The organism is Sessilibacter corallicola (assembly GCF_021290925.1).
GTDB classification, from domain to species: domain Bacteria; phylum Pseudomonadota; class Gammaproteobacteria; order Pseudomonadales; family Cellvibrionaceae; genus Sessilibacter; species Sessilibacter corallicola.
The window spans coordinates 388,342-409,403 of the sequence record NZ_JAJSLX010000003.1; the positions used below are offsets into that span (position 1 = coordinate 388,342).

Here is a 21,062-nt window from a genome sequence, read left to right on the forward strand (position 1 = left end):
CATGTTGTCTCTCATTTGTCTGCTGTATTTTTCAATCAACGATTGAAAGTAAATGGCCAGTCTTGCTGCTGGTTAAATCGTTTTTCAGGAATACACAAACGCAACATCAATCAGTTGCCCGATCAATATTGCGTCAGAAATTTAAAGCAGGAAGAAAAACTAGTTTTCTTTTGTAGAATCGTAACCGTTTGCCATTGCTACTACGGTTTTTCGCTTGCCAGTAAAGGTAGATCGGCCGTGCGCGGCAAGCATGTTATCGAGCATCATAAAGTCCCCTTCTTGCCAGGGGAAAAACACGCTTTCTTCGTCAAGCACGCCGCGAACTTCGTCTAAAATAGAATCTTCAATGGTGCTGCCATCGCCGTAGTACACATTGCGAGGAAGATCTTCTATTTCAACAATATCCAGCAACACTTCGCGCGTCGCTTCTTCTAGGTTTGATACATGGAATAAATGCGCTTGGTTAAACCAAACTGATTCACCAGTGGTTAAATGTTTGGCGGTTGCCTGGCAAAGCTGTTTAGTGCGAAGCTCGCCATCGCCTTTCCACTCGGCTTCAATTTGATGATCGCGGCAGTATTTCTCAACTTCGTCTCGTGACTCAGTGTTAAATACTTTGCTCCACGGCAAATCCAAACCACCGCCGTAATTTCTTACGTAAAGCAATTTTTTCTGCTCAAAGCGCTCGCGAATTTGCGTTGGGATTTTATTGTAAATACGGCGGCTGTCAGCAATAGGCGTTTCACCGCCGGTTTCTGCGGCAGTAACACAGTGAAACCAAATATTTAACGGCCACTGCAAGGTATAAGCTTGCTCGTTATGCAGGGGAATAATTTGATGAGACGGGTATTCTGTTGCCGTGTAAACCCCTTCCCCCAAATCGGTTCGTGGTGTTGAACCAAATTCGTAAGTCAGTAATTCACTGCTGAATAAATTAGCAAATTCCTTACATGAAGAATCCTGACCAAAATTTTGAAAGCCTCGAAATAAAATTCCACCGTACTGATGCAGGTATTCTTTTACAACAGCTCTGATGTCGTCTTGATATTGTTTCCAAAGTACCGTCGATCCTGACAGAGCGTCGGCATTGTTGGGTGTTACCAAAAGCGGTAACCCTTTCTCACTAAATTCCGTTGATACAGAGAGATTTTCAGTGAAATTCATAAATCTTCTCGCTGAATATGCAATATTTTTAATAAGTTCATTGACGAACTTATATTTCAATTTTATTGCGGGTTATTCGTGGCTTGTATGCGTTGGATCACCTACGACGTGTCCATTGGCGTGAACAATATCAAACTTAAAAACAAATTCAAATAGTAATAATATTAATTCTCATTTATGAGTAATAAACAACCTTTTTATCACTTAAAATGATCAAACTGTGGTTTGATATGAGTAATGCGGATTAAAACTGTACGATTTACAGCCAAAATAATTATATTCATAGAGGAACATAATTGAAGTGAATACCAAATTGATTGGTTTTTAACTGCAACGGAAATCGATTCGCTGGTACAGGCAGAAAATCTGCCGATAAATTAAAACCACCATTGATTTCGATCAATCAATGACAGCCTCCTGCCCTCAAAAACTATTCATAAACTAAAAACTATTCAGAAGCTTCGATAATGGAAACCAAAGTCTTTACAACCTCAGGTTGCGACTGCTCAATAAACATGTGACCGCCTGAAAAAGTTTCCATGTGTGTATTCGACCCAAAAAATCGAAACCACTTTTCAGCAGCCTGCTCTTCCACCCATTCGTCATCGACACCTCGAAAAACGGTAATGGGACAATCAATTGGATCTGTTGGTGCGCATTTGTAGGTTTCTGCCAATTCAAAATCTTTTCTCAGCGCTGGCAGTAATAACGCCATCAGTTCACTGTTTTGCAAGATCTCTTCGGGAGTACCGTTTAAATTTCTGAGTCGATCAATAAATTCGGCATCGTCCGATAAATGCATTGGCGATTCTTTCATTTTGTGATCTGGCGCAGGTGACCCAGAAGCTACAAAATGCACGGGAGGTGTTACACCGGCAGTGATGATTTTTTTCACTAACTCGTAGCTCATTCTCGCGCCCATACTGTGACCGAATAAGAGATACGGTTTTTCTTCGAGGTATTTTTTTATTTCTGGGAATAAATCGTTTACTAATTCTGTGACAGAATTGTAACCTGGCTCTAGCAAACGACTACCCCTACCCGGAGGTTGAACAAAAACCAGCTCGACCTGTTTGGGTAAAAAATCTAACCAAGGCGTGTAAGTTGTGGCATTCCCACCTGCGTAAGGGAAACAAAATATCCGCAACTGCGCATTAGGATTACGCTGCGGAAACACTAACCAATTGCTCGGCTTACACACACTCACTGATCCTACGCACAAAATAAAGCAACTTAAAAACCTACTAACTTATTGATTTAAATAGCGTTTAAATATTGTTAGACGTTAACTGGTACACAATCAGATCTGCAAATTGCCAACTAACAACTTGTAATGATAATAATTTGCATTACTATTATTGTCAATTGAGAGAATATGGTGCATCATTATCGACTCAAGCTCATCAGAACATTTACGCGCCGTCATCCCCAAACGACAAATACCGAATCGTTATTTATTTCAGGAGTTATTTCAGAACTCATTTTAAATAAGTAACGGCAAGGATAAATAATTAAAAATAGAACAGTGACACAACACAACTATTTTAGTTAGCGTTGTCGTTTGTATTGCGTTTAAACATTCTGATTATTTTCAAAAAATTAGTAATACCCAAAAGCCAATAGATTACCCTTCTATTTGGCTTTTGGGTGTTTGTGTCAACACACTTAAATTCAGTTGACCCATCGAACATATCTCTAATGGTGAATAATGTGATTAATACAGAAAATACCCGCTCTACTTTATCTGCGGACAATGAACTATTTTCGGCACATAGCAACATTCATGAAAGCGGTATTTCAATCGATCAGTTTATCAATCAGCCAGCTATTCAGTTGGCAGAAAATCAGTTCTTAAAAACTCAGTCGCACACAGAATCTAACGCTCGAAGCTACCCAAGAAGTTTTCCAATCGCCATAAAAAAAGCACAGGGTGTGTTTGTGCAAGATACGGAAGATCAAATTTTTATTGATTGCCTTGCAGGCGCAGGCACTTTTGCACTGGGCCATAATCACCCTGACGTCGTTAACGCGGTGACAGAATACATTTCTACCGGCGGTCCTTGGCAGACATTAGACATTACTTCACCGGCAAAAAATAATTTTGTCAGCGAAGTGTACAAAATATTACCGGATGAGTTTTCGCAATCAGCGAAGTTGCAGTTTTGTGGCCCTGCAGGTACCGATGCTATGGAAGCGGCCATTAAATTGGCAAAAATTACCACCGGACGCAGCGGTATTTGGTCTTTTTCGGGCGCCTATCACGGAATGACAAATGGCACGCTTGCCCTTATGGGTAACATCAACACTAAATCACCTGTGCCCGGTTTGATGGCCGATGTGCAGTTTATGCCCTTCCCTTATGAATACCGCTGCCCATTTGGTTTAACGGGTGCAGAGAGTATCAAAGCGAATTTAAATTATTTAGAACATCAATTAAGCGATCAACACAGCGGCACACCCTTACCAGCGGCTATTGTTGTTGAAGCCATTCAGGGCGAAGGCGGCGTTATTCCTGCGCCGAAGGAATGGCTACAAGGATTGCGCGAGATTACCGAACGCCACGGTGTGTTATTAATTTTAGATGAAATTCAATGTGGCATTGGTCGCAGCGGCGATATGTTTGCATTCGAAATTGCCGACATTAATCCTGATGTTATTGCTATGTCGAAAGCCGTTGGCGGCGGTTTACCGATGGCATTGATTGCCTATCACGAAAAACTCGATCAATGGAAACCGGGTGCACACACAGGTACTTTCCGCGGTAATCAGCTCGCGATGATTTCGGGTGCTAAAACATTAAAGATTCTTCGTGAAACCAATTTGATTGAATCCGTGAAGGAAAAAGGTCAATTTTTACTGGAATCACTGCATAATTTAAAAAGTGACTGTGACTTTATTGGTGATATTCGCGGTCGCGGATTAATGATTGGAATTGAAATTGTTGATACGCAATCGGCAGGAAAATCAAAAGCACCTAATCCAGAATTGGCTACAAAAATACAACAACAATGTCTACAACAAGGGCTTATTCTTGAAACCGGCGGAAGAAGCGGAGCAACCATTCGATTCTTGCCACCGCTTAATATCAGCCAAGAAGAGCTAAAAACAGTGACCAACATTTTTATTTCGTCAGTCGCTGAAGTGATGCGCAAGATGTAATTGTTCTGTTGCGCGCAGCCAATAATCAAGCCGGTTTTTACCGGCTTTTTTATTTTTAACGCATTAATTGCTCGTTGCTAATAATGGGAGCCTCCAATTAATGCAATGTTGATCGCCATTTACCAGATTTAAAAGCAGCCAATAAAGTTTTGGCTCTATTTTCATCCAATTCGGTATAGCATTTTTGGCTGGAAAAGAAATCGTTTAACCCGTCTATTTCTTTAAGTTCTTTACCCGTCACGCCCGCGTATCCCATAGTCCAATCGGAAAAGCTGCGTTCATCAATAGGCTCTTCAATAATTTTTACAACGGTATCATGGCGTTTGTCACGATCAATTTTCGCGTATAACGCTTTAACAACATTCGCCGGACCTTCAAGCACTTGAAAGAAAGAGCGTTTTTCGTACAACAACATACCAGTAATATTTAATTTAGAATTTATTGCTCTAGCGGTATCTAATAAAGTGTTTAGTTCTTGATTGGAAAGCTCCACTGTAGCTGCACTGGAATACACACAGTGGATTAGATCGGTATTTTTAGAGCGCCTCATAGCGTTATCCTCATGCCCCATTCTTTTTATTTTAGACAACTTTTATTGAATGGACCTGTTATGCAGGAATAATTATGTTTAATTTCTGAATAAAATTAAGACATAAATTATCTAAGGCTCTAATTTTAAATTTAATATACTCAATAATATTAATTCAAGGTTTAAATCCAACAATTGGATATAGTAATTCGTAAGAAAAGTAAACCTAGAAGCCTCTGATATATTGATCTTAAAAATACTGTTCCGATTATTACAATAATCAGCTTAATTCGTTTTATTAAACTGCACTCGATAATGCGTTGGCGATATATTTACTAAACGTTTAAAGTGATGCCGAAGTGTTACTGCGTTTTCAAATCCAGATTTTAGGGCAACGGTATCTATAGTATCTGTCGAGGATTCCAACAAGCGCTTTGCGGCATCTACTTGCTGAATAATTAGCCATTGCTTTGGGCTCATATTCAGTTTTTCGCGAAATTTTCGATCAAAAGAGCGTCTGCTCATTAGGGATTTGTCCGCGAGCATATCCACACTTAAACCCAATTCAATGTTTTTCGCAGCCCAATCTAACGTTGACGAGAACACATCTGGGGTTTTCTGAACCGGATTTTCGATGTATTGCTTTTGTCCGCCTTGGCGATGAGCAGGTAGCACCAGTCGTCTGGCAACGGTATTAGCGACATCATGACCAAAATCCCGACGGATAACTTCAATGCCCAAATCCAATCCCGCGGCACTGCCAGCGGAGCAACCGATGTTTCCGTCATAAACGTAGAGTACGTCGTCCATATAGTGGACGTTTGGGAATCTCTCCTTAAAGGTTTGCGCGTATCGCCAGTGGGTGGTTGCTTGCCGATTTTCAAGCAGCCCAGCTTGAGCTAACAAAAATGCACCGGAACAAAAACTGATGATGCGCCCTCCTCGCTCCTGGTAGCGAATAAGCGCATCACAGAATGTTTCGGAGATTGCAGAATTGGCAGTGTTCCAGCTTGGTACCACCAACAGATCGAATTCTTCCAGTCGGTTTATCGGAACGCATTCCACCTTTATTCCACACAAGGTGTCATAGGGCCCGGATTCCCAGGCAACGATTTTGGTGTTGTACCATTGCGATTGCGAAAGCTCGGGTCTGGGTAAGGCAAACAGTTCGAGTGCGCAACTGAACTCAAAAATAGCAAAACCTGGGTAAATCAAAATGCCGACGTTCATAATAAGCCCATCAAATGGTTTTGGCTTATAATTAACGTATATTGGCTTTTAAGACAATATGAAATGGCGCATTTTCGGTACAAAATATCATCCAACGTCTACTTCAATTTCTTTAATGGGTATCGATATGTCGTCAATGGTCGCTAAACCACACGCTGCTGCAAGTAACGAAGCACTTCAACATTTTCAAAAACTTCTTGAATTCGAAACCGACTGTTGGGATGTACACTACGCCACCAATAACAACTTGCAGGATTTTGTTCTGGTTGATGTGCGCGGTGAAGAGCTGTTTAATCGCAGCCATATACCCCACGCGATTAACATTCCGCACCGAAAAATCGATGAAGCTCGATTGCAAGAATATCCGAAGAATACGTTGTTTGTTGTCTACTGCGCCGGTCCACATTGCAACGCAACGGAACGGGCAGCCATTCGACTGGCACGTCTGAACCGGCCGGTAAAAAAGATGATTGGCGGTATTACCGGCTGGTTAGATGAAGGATTTGAATTGACTAATTAGAAGAGTCGGTTACTAACGACTGGCTTTACCGGCTTCTAAAATCGGTAAACCAGCTTCGGTAGGAATATAAATGCGCTCGCCGTTGCCTTCTTGCAAACCTTTAATCCAAATATAACGTAGGTATTCTTCGTTATTTTTTAAAGATTCACCGATAATTCGGTTGGCTTCGGCAGCGGCTTTAGCACGCTCAATATCCGCTTGTCCTTCTGCCTTTGCTCTGACCAACATAGCCTTCCCTTCGGCCTCGGCAAGTGTGACTCTGGCATTGGCTTGCATCAAAGAAGCTTGCTCACGAGCACGAGCTTCTTCAATTAAAATTTGCTTTGTCCACTCTGCTTCTTTTAATGCCGCTCGGCCATCGGCCTCAAGTTTATACACTTTGTATTTAGGCCAAACGGCAAAAGCCATAACAATGAGAGCAACAAAACCTAAAAATAAAAAGACAATGGTTCCCAATGCCAGAGCTTGCTTATTCTGATACATACAACTTCCTTTTATGTTAACTTTGTTTGAATATTAACACAGAAAACTCATATCTAAACATTGAATAACACAACTGAGTTGCAAGAGCGTTAACGCTTCTGAATACCTAAAAATGGGTGCAAAAACCCCACATAAGTAACAATAAGCCGAATAACGCACAAACATAAAAGTACCGACACTACTACAATCAAACCGTACAACAATGCACCAGAAACCACTTTTGACAAGATAAAAGCCGTTACCAGTATTACGATTTGGTGCAACAAATAAAACGGGAAAATTACTTGATTAAAACTTTGCACCCAATCAATGGGTTGATTAAAGTAACGGAACGCGCAACCGACTAAAGTAAGAATAAAAAAGTAGGCAAATAAAGAGATAAACAACAAGTAATAACTGTTTTCTAACAAACCCGACAACCCGTAAAATACGAGTGCCAACACCAAATTCAGCCAAATATGATCCGCCAGCACATTAAGAACTGAATAATTTCTAAACAAAGTGGCGCCGCCGGTAAAAATAATAAAAAAGCTAATTAATGAGGCAATATCATCAAAGAAGTTACGTTGAATCGGAAAAATTGGTCTTAATAAAATTTCGTTAGCGGCAATCATTAAGGCAATAACACAAAGCCAACAATAAACAGACAATACGTTGTGCCACTGCTTTTTTTGTATTTTTACCATCCACGAATGGGCAAACAACCAAACAATACTAACCACCGCGCAAAAAGCCAATAAATAGCCCAAATACCACAAATGCAACCATCGAAAATCACGATTGATAAAATTATCGACGTAAACACTATACGATTCAGCCAGCCCAATTGAATTTTCGGTGTGCAAAGTTTCTATGTAGTAAACCGGAGGAATAACGACAAACATACCAAATACAAGAGGTGGTAATAATCGCTTTAAACTGCTGATACCAAAATCAAACCAGCCTCTGCGCTCAAACGAATAAGATAACGCAACACCGGACACCAGAAAAATCAACATCATACGCCACGGCCGGGAAAATTCGACCAAATCATTCAGGAACGAAATTTCTCCTAGTTTTAAGTGCCAACCGTAAGAGGTAAACAAAAGCGCCGAGTGAAATCCTATCAGCAATAAAAACGCAATACTTCGCAACCAATCAAAAGCGTATATTCGTTGAGTCATCGGCCATATCACAATAAAAAATAGTTTAAAAAGAAATGGTTTTTTAAATTGTAATAATGTGCCCAATAAAAATATATTAACGAGTTTCGTGAAAATTCATGATTTTACACAAGACTTATACGCATATTGAATGAGAAGTGATTTAGAACTGAGGAGTTGGGTAATATATTGTGTATTTGCCTAACAACAATAAATGAATCGCTGTTAGATATTTAGAAAGCTGTCTTCGAATAATCCTGCACTAATCCCTAATAATCAAACACTGACCCACTTTCATCTACCCTCCACCACTAAATCTTTTAAGTATCGAATCGAACTACACTTATAGTCGTCATATGCAACCTATTAAATAAAAAGTGTTTTTATTACCGACATAATATCCATAAGCTAATTTTTTAACTTGTTTTGATAAAACCGTTACTTATATCCTATTACCCTTATATAGTTCGTCTACTGAATACACGCTTTGGCTTTATTTGGAATATTTATGAGTTTTCTTGCCTACGCCGCTCTATACCACATTGTATTAATGCTCATTGGTCTTGCGACCATTGTTATGGGGTATCGATTATTTGTCTTGGGCGTCATGCCCCAGCAAGGCAGCGATGTGGACGCGCAAGCGGGTAAAGTTCGTCTGAACATCAAAAACGCCGCGCCTGGGACAATATTTTGCGTGTTAGGCTCGGCATTAATCCTTTACATGATTCATCAAGGGCCACCAAAACAGGAAATCAACGTAAAAACTCCCAATGGCACCGAGTACACAACCACAACCCGTGGTAATAACGAATCTTTAGAACGCACGCTTGTGCAAGCGAAGGATTTATTAGTATCCGGTGACACCGATGATGCATTTGTTGCTTTGCTTGATGTGTTTACAGACAGCGAACTCACGCTGCATCAAGCACTGCCGGTGTTTACCGCAATGGCTCAAGCCCAATTTCAAGCAGGCCGATTTAATCAAGCTGCAACTTATGCGCAATTAGCGGTGGAAATTGATGATTCCTACGTCGAAGCATTAGTGATTTACGCAAAAACCTTGAAAGCGTTGAATGAAACTGAGCAGGCGATGGATATTATGCAAAACGCAGCCGATATCGATGGGCAATATCATTCGATACTGCGCGATTGGAACAACGAACTGAATCGTTAACAAGAGTATTTGTCAGAACGACTGGAGGGAATTGATCGGTATTATGGCGATGTACACCATTAAAAACGCACGTTTTATGCTTGCATGTTGTTTTGTTTTGTTTTCACCGTGGTTAAAAGCCCAACCTTTGCAGGTGGGTGAATTCCACGCATTATTGATTGCCAATCAAAACTATGAGTATTGGGATAATTTAAATACGCCTTTTAAAGACGTAGATAAAATTTCATCCATACTCAGAAATCGTTACGGCTTTAACACCAAAATTATTAAAGACGCCTCCAGCGCTGATATTATTGATGCCATAGACGAATACCGCAGTACGCTTTCGAGCAGAGATAATTTTTTGTTGTACTACGCAGGCCACGGTGAGGTTCGAGCAGACTCCAGTTATTGGGTGGGCGTTAACGGCCGAAGGAATACATCGGGCAATTGGGTTGATTTAAATCGGATTAATTCCTTGATTGATAGTGATTCAGGCATGCGTGCACGCCACGTATTAGTGATAGCAGACAGTTGTTTTTCGGGTCATTTCTTTCGCGGTAACGAACAATTTTTCGCACCACTGAATACCGACTCTCTTGCCTGGCACCAAGCCCAAATTAGAACCACCTCTCGCACGGCATTTACCTCCGGCGCCAACGAACCAGTGTTAGATCGTGCATCAAACCAATCTACACATTCGGTATTTGCACAAGAATTAATTCGCCGACTGAACAATCAACACAGCGTGATTTCAGCCGGTAAACTGCATAATTTAATCGAAAAAGATGTATTCGCAAGAGCCCGACGAGCAAACCAAGTGCAATCACCACAATATGGCTCAATCAGCGGTACCGGCCATTCTGGCGGTGATTTTGTTTTTATCCCTCAAAACCAGAGAACCGCGTTTATTCATCATAACACCGCGACCCAATCCAATAATCGTAATAATACCCGTGGAAATAATTCAAGCACCACAAATGACCGAGCGAATGCGATAAGAATTTCTGGGTTGAACGCGGAAAAACAAACGCTTTTGGATAATTGTAACAATGGCAATACAAGTGACTGTGTTAGCTTGGGTTACGATTTCGATATTGGGGATGGCGTTCCGCAAAACTATACCAAGGCGAGCGAGCTGTATTTAAAAGGCTGCGAAGGTGGAGAAGCACGCGGTTGTACCAATTTAGGGGTTTTGTATGAAAAAGGGCGTGGCGTCACGCAAAACTACACCAAAGCCCGTGATCTGTATTTAAAAGGCTGCGAAGGTGGAGAAGCACGCGGTTGTACCAATTTAGGGGTTTTGTATGAAAAAGGGCGTGGCGTCACGCAAAACTACACCAAAGCCCGTGATCTGTATTTAAAAGGCTGCGAAGGCGGAAATGCATACGGGTGTACCAATTTAGGGGTTTTGTATGAAAAAGGGCGTGGCGTCACGCAAAACTACACCAAAGCCCGTGAGCTGTATTTAAAAGGCTGCGAAGGCGGAAATGTAAACGGGTGTACCAATTTAGGGTATTTATATGACGAAGGGCGTGGCGTCACGCAAAACTACACCAAAGCCCGTGATCTGTATTTAAAAGGCTGCGAAGGTGGAGAAGCACGCGGTTGTACCAATTTAGGTTTTTTATATTACGAAGGGCTCGGCGTTACGCAAAACTACACTAAAGCGGGTGAACTCTATTTAAAAGGCTGCGAAGGTGGTAGTAGTATAGGCTGTAATAATTTAGGTATTAATTACGAGTTTGGCAATGGTGTTGATAAAGATCTTGTTAAATCCCTTAGTTTTTACCAAAAGGCGTGTAATTTGGGGCATGAAAAAGCTTGTAATAAACTGAATTAATTATTGCTTGCTGATAAGTGGGTGAAATTTTCTATTAATCTCACCCACTTTTAAATCATATTATTGATTCTGCTCCATATAGTCTAAGGTTAAATTCGCGAGTAATCTCACCCCTAATTTCATACCGGAGTCATCCACGTAAAATTCTGGCGTATGATGCGCGGGCGCGGCTTCAACGGGTACATCGACCGGTTTACCGCCTACCCATAAATACAAACCCGGAACCTCTTCTTGGAAAAACGAGAAATCTTCGGCACCGGTTACGGGTTTGCTATAAACCACATTTTTCTCACCAGCGGTGCGGTTTAATGTTGGCAACATTTGTTTAGTGAGGTCGTGGTCATTGTAGGTAATTGGGTAGTTATCGCCATTGGGTAAGGCAATTTCTACTTCTGCACGCATACTTTCGGCAATGGCGTTTACTTTGCGCGGCAAGGCTTCGTAAATATGCTCGCGAGCTTTGGGGTTTAATGTTCGAATGGTACCAACCAATTCGACTTCGTTGGGAATAATATTGGATCGATTACCACCGTGAATGGAGCCAACGGTAATTACGGCGGCATCATCAATCAGTGACAATTCGCGGCTAACAATGGTTTGCAGCCCCATAATCACTTGCGCCGAGGTTGTTATAGGATCAACACTTAACCAAGGATAAGCACCGTGGGCTTGTTTGCCTTTAATAACGACTTTAAAGGGATCAACGGCGGCCATAGCGCCGCCGTCACGGTAACGAATGGTGCCGACATCGGTTTGGGAATTAATGTGTAAACCAAAAATAACGTCGACATCAGGGTTTTTTAATACGCCCTCTTTTACCATTAATTTTGCGCCGCCCTCTTCACCTACTGGTGCGCCTTCTTCTGCGGGCTGGAAAATAAATTTCACTTTACCGCGTAAATCGCCTTTCATATCGGTAAGTATTTTTGCCGCCCCCATCAACATGGCCATGTGAGTATCGTGACCACAGGCGTGCATTACTGGTGTTTTTTTACCGTTTAATTCGCCAAATTGCAGTGACCGCCAAGCGAGGTCGTTTTGCTCTTGAACGGGCAAGCCGTCCATGTCGGCACGCAAACCAATGGTTGGGCCAGGTTTGCCACTGTCTAAGATTGCAACTACACCGGTTTTAGCAACGCCGGTTTGCACTTCAAGACCTAATTCGCGCAGGTGTTTTTCAACGTATTTTGCTGTTTGAAATTCACGGTTCGATAATTCCGGGTGTTGGTGCAATTGGTGGCGCCAAGAAATAACATCGGATTCTATTTCGTTCGCTTTCTGATCCACCCAACTACTGGTGTCTGCTAAGGCAATACACGAATACAGTACGGAACAACACAGTGGTAACGCGGCTTTTATCATAGTGGCTTCTCTATTTTCGAATATTGTTATCGATTAATATAAGCAACGAATAAACCGGGTTTTTCTGGAATCTTCACCGTAATTTTTGCGCAGCAAGAATGGATTCAGGATTAGATTGCTAGCAAAGAGTCAGCATTACTATTTATTTATAATCGTTTATAACGCCATATTAAACGGCAAGACACTCAATTGGGGTGGGTTCTAGTACTATATAAGTACGAGTCTCGGCTAAATGTCTCTCGGGATGATCGACCAGCCCTGTTCGGTGATGTCGTAAAACAAGCGCTGGGATTTATCCGCGCGCTTGTAGGGTTCAATTAAATGAAGTTCTTCGCTGAGGCTGACGCATTCGCGAATCACTAAGGCGTGAGCAATGCCAAAGATTCGTGCGAAACTGCGGCTGTCGGAGGCAATTTCCAACGCCGCTGCCGCAAGGATTAAAGGACCCATCGGAGACAGAAATTTGATCTCAGACTGCGCAATCATTGCGACGGCGTATTCGAGATCTTTCTCCAACGGGTGCGTCATTGCTTGTGGGCGTCCAAACGCACAACCACAGATTTCGAGGTCGGCGTGAAGCTCTTTTCACCTACCGTGTGATGAGGCACTAATTCATTCATTTCTGGGTAGTAGCCCGCTATGCAACCGCGCGGAATATCGTACGAGACGATACGAAAACCTTTGCACTCTCGGTGATGGCCGTCGTCGTAGGTACCAACAACGTCTACTAAGTCGCCGTCTTTAAAACCGATTTCTTCGACGTCGTCTTTATTGATAAACACCACATTACGCACACCATAAACGCCGCGATAGCGATCATCCATACCGTAAATTGTCGTGTTGTATTGATCGTGGGATCGAAATGTTTGCAACACAAAAGTACGTTCCTGACCTTGCACCGATTGCCATTCCGTTTGCGAACGCAGCTCAGAAATACCGAAATTTGCCAGTTTGGTTGGCGTATTCCACTCTCTGCAGGAAGCGGAATTGCGCAGCCAAAAACCTCGCGGCCTACGCACGTTTTTATTGAATTCGCCGTAGATTGGCAGCACCCGAGCAATCATGTCGCGAATCAAATCGTTGTTCTCACTCAACTCGTCCCAATTGACCACGTCGCTGCCTAAAGTTGCTTTGGCAATACCGGCGATAATGCGAACTTCAGAGCGTAACTCTTTCGATGCCGGTACATTAATTCCTGCCGAACCGTGCACCATCGACATGGAATCCTCAACGGTGATCATTTGTCGTTCGCCTTTGGAGTTAGCATCAATTTCGGTTCGTCCCAAGCAAGGCAATACATAAGACACTTTTCCGGTCATCAAATGGCCGTGATTGAGCTTCGTAGCAATATTGACGGTGAGATCCATTTTGGTGAATGCCTCAGCGACCAAAGAGCTATCCGGTACGGCGCGCGCGAAATTACCGCCGAGGGCGATAAACGCTTTGGCCGAGCCTTGAAGCATGGCACCGATTGCTTCAGCAACGTTGTGACCACGCTCTCGCGGAATCTCAACGCCCAATTCTTTTTCCAAGGCATCGATCAACGGCTTGGGAGCTTTCTCGTTTATGCCCACTGTGCGATCGCCCTGAACATTGGAGTGCCCACGCACCGGACATAGACCAGCACCTTCGCGTCCGATATTGCCCTTCAGAAGCATAAAGTTAACGATTTCTTGGATCATTTGCACCGAGTGCAAATGCTGAGTAATGCCCATTGCCCAAGTCGTAATGACTTTATCGGCGGCGAGATACATCTCGGCGGTTTCGATAATTTCTTCTTTGGTGAGGCCGGATTGTTCGATGATTTGGTCCCACGAGGTGGCACGCACCAAATCACAGTATTGCTCAAAATCGTGAGTGTGCTCGGCAATAAAATCGAGATCCAAAACCGACGGCTTGCCTTCGGCCTGGGCTTTGTCTTCGGCATCGAGGACCACTTTCGACATGCCGCGGAAAACCGCCATGTCGCCACCCAAACGCGGGCGATAATAATCGGTTGAGGTTGGCGCTGATCCGCCGCGAATCATCTCAAGTTTATCTTGAGGATCCGTAAAACGATGCAACCCCTTCTCTTTTAACGTGTTAAATACACAAACCCGCGCGCCGCGATCGACCGCTTCGCGCAAGGTAGCCAGCATACGCGGATGATTGGTGCCCGGATTCTGTCCAACACAGTAAATCAGATCGCACTTCTCAAAATCTTCCAGTAACACCGTGCCCTTGCCGATGCCGATGGATTCAGTCAGGGCTACGCCGCTGGCCTCATGGCACATGTTTGAGCAGTCGGGGAAATTATTGGTGCCGTACAAACGCACGAACATTTGGTAGAGAAATGCCGCTTCGTTTGACGCACGGCCCGAAGTATAAAATTCTGCTTTGTTGGGATCGTCGAGCTTGTTGAGCTCGGCTGCAATACCGTCAAACGCTTGCTGCCAACTCACTTCTTCGTAGCGGTCGGTATCGTGGTTGTAGCGCATCGGATGAGTCAAACGGCCCTGGCGTTCAAGGTCGTAGTCCGTCCAGGTTTTTAGCTCAGAAACCGGATGCTCCGCGAAAAATTCCGGGCCAACACGGCTGCTTGTCGCCTCCCAAGAAACCGCTTTTACGCCATTTTCGCAAAATTCAAACGACGAGCCGTGTTCAGGGTCGCCCCAGGCGCAACCTGGGCAATCGAACCCGTCGGCCTGATTGAGGTTGAGCAAAGTAATAGCGCCTTTAACAGGCTTGCCGCTGCCCATCAAACTTTGGCCCACACTTTTTAGCGCGCCCCAACCACCGGCAGAACTGGAGGCTTTTCCGATGCACTTTTTCTTAGACATGAATTAATTTCCTCAAAAACGCGGCGCTTGAATTGACGACAATTTGGCTGCGTTATTCTGTGTGCGGTTTTTTACCGCGATTGTTTTTACCACGCGTGAAGTGCCAAATACAGGCAGCGCCGTGTTTATTATGGCCTTACAATGGCGTGAAATCCTATTAAATAAATGAATCACGCGATAATAAGTATTTATTAAGGAGCCTCTGGTTAACCTCAACATTACTCAGCGTGATCTCAAGCGTGCAGTTGCAAGACGCCGTTTGCAATTAATGGCCCTTTCTATAACAGACTGGGGCCTTAATAAAAACGGCAACGCTGCAAATGTGCGCTTGAGAACACGACCCGGCTGCTCCATGTATTCACAGCGTTCGCAAACTCACCCTTCGGAGCCTTCCAGTTTTTTCCTGCTCTGCGTTGTGCTTTTTCGATTTAACCCGTTAGACCTTCAAAAGCACGCCTTAATCAGAAAAAAACTGATTGGCCTGAGTGATCTTGAGGTTAACCAGAGGCTCCTTTAGGCCCGACGCAGGGTCGAGCCTTCGCTGGTCTTATGCAGGATAAGCTTCTTTAGGGTGTGTTTGCTCAACATGGTGATGAGATTTCACCGGGCGCACAAACAAGTTAGCAAAGAACGCGATAATCAATAACGCTGCCATGCAATACATGGTGGTGTTATACAGTGTTCCCGTTGGATCGACAGTTCCTGCCGGAGCAATCTCCATCAACGATGCAACAGTTACGGTTTTTGCCGCCACCAATTCGCTCAATTGACTCACAGGCGCACCAAATTTCTCTGCGAAAGCCGCGGGATCAACCTTGGCGGTTAAATCTGCGATCGCGCTTTCCACCGAAATATTGCGCAAATAAGTAATCGCAAATGGACCCAGAACCCCCGCCGTAGACCATGCAGTCAATAGACGACCGTGAATACCACCAACGTGCAGTGTTCCAAACATGTCTGCCAAATACGCAGGAATGGTTGCAAAGCCGCCGCCATACATGGTGAAAATGATCATCGTTGCGATATAAAACCCGATTAACGCGGTAGTGGTACCCATACCTGCCCAGAACGGAATCGATAAATACAAGATCGTACCCAACACAAAGAAGCAGTGATAAGTATTCTGGCGACCAATGTAGTCTGAGGTAGATGCCCAGAAGAATCGACCACACATATTGAATACTGAAATCATCAATACATAAGTGCCGGCAAAGCCTGCTGTTACGATCGCAAGATTACCGAAGATTTCGTTGATCATGGTTTTAGCCACACCAATCACACCGATACCAGCGGTCACGTTAAAACACAGAACAATCCATAAAAGCCAGAATTGCGGCGTTTTTAATGATTGATCGATATGCACATGATTATCGGTCACCATACCTTTAGAGGCACTCTCAGGTTTTGGCTGCCAACCTTCAGGCTTCCAACCTTCACGTGGCACGCGGTATTGAAATGCTGCAATCATCATCACAATAAAATAGGAAATACCCAAGGTCATAAAGGTAGCCGCCGCACCCGTGTCACCGGTACCGACCACATAAACACCCGCTTCTCCGCCAAAGGCCGCTGCCTGGTTGGCAGACGCCACCACGACCTCAACGTTACCTGCAGCAGTCTCGGCAAAACGACGACCGCCTTCGGTAATCATGGCGACAGCGCCCTCAGCCCCTAAGTATTCAGGCGCTTTTTGAAAGGCTTCGAGTAATCCACCAATCAGCGGAGCACCAATCATTGCCCCGCCACCAAAGCCCATAATGGCCATGCCGGTCGCCATGCCCCGGCGATCTGGGAACCAACGAATTAATGTTGATACCGGTGACACGTACCCCAGCCCGAGTCCAAAACCGCCTAAAACTCCGTAGCCCAAATAAATCAGCCAGAGCTGTTGAGTTGAAATTCCCACTGATCCGACGAGAAAACCACCGCCCCACAAAAAAGCTGCCGCAACGCCTACAAAACGAGGGCCCACTTTTTCGAGCCATTTACCGCCAAAAGCAGCGGCAAGACCAAGACAGACAATCGCAACCGAAAAAATCCACACCACCGACGACAGTGACCAATCGTTGCCCGCGGAAGCAACAACCCCCTGTTCACGGGTTAACGGTGCATTAAAAACCGACCACGCATAAACCGAACCTATGCACAGATGGATGGCAATGGATGCCGGCGGCACGCGCCAGCGGTTGTAACCGTCAGGGGCTACAATATTTTCTTTCAGCAGGAATCCTAGTGGGCCTGCTCCTGAGTTTGACATGCGTTCTCTCCTAATTAGAGTTGTTGTTAGAGTTTTGAACTGAGTACCGGGCTAATCGGTTTTAAAATGTACGCTGCCGCTTGCTAAGGTCAGCGCATGAGACAAATATTTGCTTTTGGAGATTAAAAACGCTCGATTTTTTCAGGTAAGAAATTCACAGAATGGAAAGCTCTTACACAACCTCGTTATTGCAAATTTTATAATTATTAAATTCATTTTTTAGGGCCAATTAACATAAGGGCCTAAATGAATGGATGCATCTATTAACTAAGGTTTAATAAAAAGGTTTAATTTTTTGAGTCTCTTATGATAACTGTCTTTAGAACGTTGGTTTTTCGTCTTTTAGTTTGAATATTCAAAATCAAATTCCACCCAACGTATTACTACCCTGTATTGATCGCTGCGATTTTATGTCGTTAAATTTTTAAGGCGGATTATTAGCAAAAAACGAAATTATTGATGAGGTCTGTTTTAGCGCAATATATAAAGGCTGGAAAGAACAAAAGAATAACGAATCGAATAAAAACACTCGGTAAAATCACCGTTATTTTTCGAGTATTAAAAAGGAGTAGGAAAATTTATGTGACGATTAAATCAAATAAACCTTAAGGAGCCTCTGATGAACCTCAAAATTACTCAGCGTGATCTCAAGCGTGCAGTTGCAAGGCGCCGTTTGTAATTAATGGCCCTAGTCCTTAATAAAAACGGCAACACCGCAAATGTGCGCTTGAGACACGCCCTACGGGGCCTGCCAGTTTTTTCCTGCTCTGCGTTGTGCTTTTTCGATTTAACCCGTTAGACCTTCAAAAGCACGCCTTAATCAGAAAAAAACTCCTTGGCCTGAGTGATCTTGAGGTTCATCAGAGGCTCCTTAATTAAATTTTATTAAATTCAATTGAGTAATAATTAATCATGAGAGTGTTATTTTCTGATAAAAACAACTTCATCCCGCTATTAAAAACTTTTTAGCATTAGACAAAAATTAATCTGAATAAATTTAAAGTAATTAAACAGTAGTGCTGTTATTAATTTTTAAAAGCACGAATACGGTTTCAATGAAAGCGATCACAAAACACAAGTAAGGCCGTTAAAGTAACAGCATAAAAATAGAAGATATTATTCTTTATAAGATCAGGCTCTGGTTTGTTGTAAGAGTATCTGATTAAAAGAATTAATATTCGGCGTGACGTCCGGGTCGGGCAAAACCCACAAGTTTTATTCCCGCAGCTTCGGCAAGCTTGCGTGCCAATGCGGTTGGTGCAGAAATCGTAACCACGTTACCAATTCCTGCCGCTGCGGCTTTATGAATAATTTCGTAACTGCCGCGACTCGACATAAGAAGAAAGCCGTCTGATGGATCAATTTTTTTCTGTGCCATGTGGCCAATTAATTTATCGAGAGCGTTGTGTCGGCCAACATCTTCGTAAATTTGTAGCAACTCCCCTGCTACCGAAAACCACGCTGCTGCGTGAACAGCACCGGTTTGCTGTTGAAGAATTTGGCTGTCTTGCAGCTGGGCAAGCGCGTTGTTGATTATTTCGGGTTGAATTACCACGCTTTGCTTAACCTGAGAAACAGGCCGCATAGCGTGCTCTAATGAGTCGGTACCGCACAAACCGCAACCGGTTCGACCGGAAAGTACGCGTTTTTGTTGTTTAAGTCGCCAATCAATACTGGAGGCAATTTCGACCATTACTTCAAAGCCGGTAATGCCATCGATATCTACCGGCTTCACCTCAACGTCGTAGATCTGCTCAACGTGATCAATAATGCCTTCGGTCAAACTAAAACCAACAACAAATTGTTCAATATTCGAAGGCGTCATCATCATTACGGCGTGGGAAATTCCGTTAAAAACAAGCGCTATTGGGCTCTCTTGCGCCAAGTAATCAGCGGCTTGATGACTACCGTCACGCTCGTTCCAGCGGGTAATTGTGATGCGTTCACTTTCGTTGAAGTTCTGACTCATAAGCCTTGTTCAGCCAATTTATTGGCAGTAGGTTTTTATAGTTTGTTATTAATAATCAAACCAATACGTGATTTTGTCGAATCTTAGATGATTATAATTAAAAAATAACCGCTTAATCGCCAAATATAAAAACAAAGAAGTTCGGTTAAAAACATAAGTAAAATCAGGTTACCGTTAATACTTTCGCAGATCAAGGCAAGAGATTTGGGTGTTTTTGTTATCTATGGAGAGAATTGAGGATCGATCGACTGTATCAAAAAGAGAACGTAATTGATAAAACAAGCAAAATAAAAATAGCCGGATAAAAAAGATAATACAGCGTTAACCGCCAGTGGAATTCATAAAACGGACGATTTGCACGTCGTCTTGCTGAAAATAATGACGCTCTGGCTTAATGGTAATGGCTTTAACGATCGTTTGTTTTAAAATTTCTCTGTCGCCCGGATTTGCTCGAATCACTGCTTTTAAATCAACGCTCTGTTCATTGCCTAAACACAGCAACAATTTACCTTCGGCACTGACTCTTACGCGATTGCATTGATTGCAAAAATTATTGCTGTGCGGAGAAATAAATCCGATCCGGGTCTTGCTGCCTGTTACCTGCCAATATCGTGAAGGACCACCGGTTTGATAATCGCTCGGCTGAATAGAAAATTGATTGCCCAACTGCTGCAAAATTTCTCGGCTAGAGACAAACTCTGCCTCGCGGGCATGCTCATCAATGTGACCAAGAGGCATTTCTTCAATAAAGCTGATGTCAAAATCGTTTTGGCACGCAAAATCCACCAACTCACACACTTCATTGAAATTACGCTGTCGCAAAACTACAGCATTGAGTTTAATGGCAGAAAACCCTTGTTTTCGAGCCACTTGCAAGCCCTTAAGCACTTCGCGCAAATCACCTGTGCGCGATAACTGCTTAAATTTTTTGGGGTTTAACGTATCAAGACTGACATTAATACGATTGACCCCAGCGCCTTTTAACGCCGGAGCTAACTTTGCCAATTGAGAGCCGTTGGTGGTGAGAGTTAGGTCTTTTAGCTCGGGCAAGTTCGATAATTGCTGAAATAGATTTTGTATATTCTTGCGAATAAGCGGCTCGCCACCAGTAATGCGAATTTTATTCACGCCGAGTTCCGAAAAAGCTGTGCCAATTTCTGCCAACTCCTCCAGGGTGCACAATCGGGCTCTGGGCAGAAAAGTCATTTTTTCTGGCATGCAATAAACACAGCGAAAATCGCAACGATCAGTAACGGAAAGACGCAGATAAGTCACCCTTCGCCCGAAAGGATCAACAAGACCCGAGGGGTTAGAGTCTGAATGACTAACAGTAGGATTATTAAATTGAGTGTGACTCATACCGCGAATTATTATTATGTTGACCTCAAGATACTAATCAAATTTTTATTTATAGTCTAATAAGATTACCTAA

The 21,062-nt window shown here is 43.3% G+C and carries 16 protein-coding genes; 4 read left to right on the top strand and 12 right to left on the bottom strand.

The window, feature by feature from the left end; genetic code table 11:
- Nucleotides 1-159: 159 nt before the first annotated feature.
- Nucleotides 160-1,164 (bottom strand): TauD/TfdA family dioxygenase, encoded by a 1,005-nt coding sequence (locus tag LU361_RS15855; protein WP_233089865.1) that lies wholly within the window; start codon nucleotides 1,162-1,164, stop codon nucleotides 160-162.
- A gap of 448 nt (nucleotides 1,165-1,612) precedes the next feature.
- A complete protein-coding gene (locus LU361_RS15860) occupies nucleotides 1,613-2,365 on the bottom strand; it encodes a thioesterase II family protein (RefSeq protein WP_233089866.1) in 753 nt (250 codons plus the stop codon).
- A 509-nt stretch (nucleotides 2,366-2,874) separates the two neighbouring features.
- Between LU361_RS15860 and LU361_RS15865 the strand changes: the two genes are divergently transcribed.
- Entirely contained in the window at nucleotides 2,875-4,323 is a 1,449-nt protein-coding gene (locus LU361_RS15865) for a diaminobutyrate--2-oxoglutarate transaminase family protein (RefSeq protein WP_233089867.1), read from the top strand.
- Between the two features lie 97 nt (nucleotides 4,324-4,420).
- Here LU361_RS15865 and LU361_RS15870 read toward each other — a convergent pair whose 3' ends face one another.
- A complete protein-coding gene (locus LU361_RS15870; protein WP_233089868.1) occupies nucleotides 4,421-4,873 on the bottom strand; it encodes a BLUF domain-containing protein in 453 nt (150 codons plus the stop codon).
- A gap of 264 nt (nucleotides 4,874-5,137) precedes the next feature.
- Complete coding sequence (locus LU361_RS15875; RefSeq protein ID WP_233089869.1) at nucleotides 5,138-6,082, bottom strand: helix-turn-helix domain-containing protein; 945 nt, start codon at nucleotides 6,080-6,082, stop codon at nucleotides 5,138-5,140.
- A 58-nt stretch (nucleotides 6,083-6,140) separates the two neighbouring features.
- Between LU361_RS15875 and LU361_RS15880 the strand changes: the two genes are divergently transcribed.
- Nucleotides 6,141-6,602, top strand: coding sequence for a rhodanese-like domain-containing protein (locus tag LU361_RS15880; protein WP_233089870.1), 462 nt, complete (start codon nucleotides 6,141-6,143; stop codon nucleotides 6,600-6,602).
- A gap of 12 nt (nucleotides 6,603-6,614) precedes the next feature.
- On the opposite strand, the gene LU361_RS15885 is transcribed toward LU361_RS15880, so the two are convergent.
- Entirely contained in the window at nucleotides 6,615-7,085 is a 471-nt protein-coding gene (locus tag LU361_RS15885) for an SPFH domain-containing protein (protein ID WP_233089871.1), read from the bottom strand.
- Between the two features lie 89 nt (nucleotides 7,086-7,174).
- Nucleotides 7,175-8,248, bottom strand: a complete 1,074-nt coding sequence (locus LU361_RS15890) for an acyltransferase family protein (protein ID WP_233089872.1) — start codon at nucleotides 8,246-8,248, stop codon at nucleotides 7,175-7,177.
- A gap of 487 nt (nucleotides 8,249-8,735) precedes the next feature.
- Between LU361_RS15890 and LU361_RS15895 the strand changes: the two genes are divergently transcribed.
- Nucleotides 8,736-9,401: a tetratricopeptide repeat protein gene (locus tag LU361_RS15895; RefSeq protein WP_233089873.1), complete on the top strand. Its 666-nt coding sequence runs from the start codon at nucleotides 8,736-8,738 to the stop codon at nucleotides 9,399-9,401.
- 31 nt (nucleotides 9,402-9,432) lie between these two features.
- Entirely contained in the window at nucleotides 9,433-11,223 is a 1,791-nt protein-coding gene (locus LU361_RS15900) for a caspase family protein (RefSeq protein WP_233089874.1), read from the top strand.
- A 60-nt stretch (nucleotides 11,224-11,283) separates the two neighbouring features.
- Here LU361_RS15900 and LU361_RS15905 read toward each other — a convergent pair whose 3' ends face one another.
- The 6 genes from LU361_RS15905 to moaA form a co-directional block, all read right to left on the bottom strand.
- Nucleotides 11,284-12,585: an amidohydrolase gene (locus LU361_RS15905; RefSeq protein WP_233089875.1), complete on the bottom strand. Its 1,302-nt coding sequence runs from the start codon at nucleotides 12,583-12,585 to the stop codon at nucleotides 11,284-11,286.
- Between the two features lie 228 nt (nucleotides 12,586-12,813).
- Nucleotides 12,814-13,113, bottom strand: coding sequence for a hypothetical protein (locus tag LU361_RS15910; protein WP_233089876.1), 300 nt, complete (start codon nucleotides 13,111-13,113; stop codon nucleotides 12,814-12,816).
- A complete protein-coding gene (locus LU361_RS15915) occupies nucleotides 13,110-15,404 on the bottom strand; it encodes an FdhF/YdeP family oxidoreductase (protein ID WP_233089877.1) in 2,295 nt (764 codons plus the stop codon). Before LU361_RS15915 ends, LU361_RS15910 begins: the two co-directional genes overlap by 4 nt.
- A gap of 547 nt (nucleotides 15,405-15,951) precedes the next feature.
- Nucleotides 15,952-17,661, bottom strand: coding sequence for an OFA family MFS transporter (locus LU361_RS15920; RefSeq protein ID WP_233089878.1), 1,710 nt, complete (start codon nucleotides 17,659-17,661; stop codon nucleotides 15,952-15,954).
- Nucleotides 17,662-18,832: 1,171 nt separating this feature from the next.
- Nucleotides 18,833-19,630 carry a formate dehydrogenase accessory sulfurtransferase FdhD gene (fdhD, locus tag LU361_RS15925; protein ID WP_233089879.1) on the bottom strand — a complete coding sequence of 266 codons (798 nt, stop codon included), beginning with the start codon at nucleotides 19,628-19,630 and terminating at the stop codon, nucleotides 18,833-18,835.
- Between the two features lie 321 nt (nucleotides 19,631-19,951).
- Entirely contained in the window at nucleotides 19,952-20,989 is a 1,038-nt protein-coding gene (gene moaA, locus LU361_RS15930; protein WP_233089880.1) for a GTP 3',8-cyclase MoaA, read from the bottom strand.
- Nucleotides 20,990-21,062: the final 73 nt, after the last annotated feature.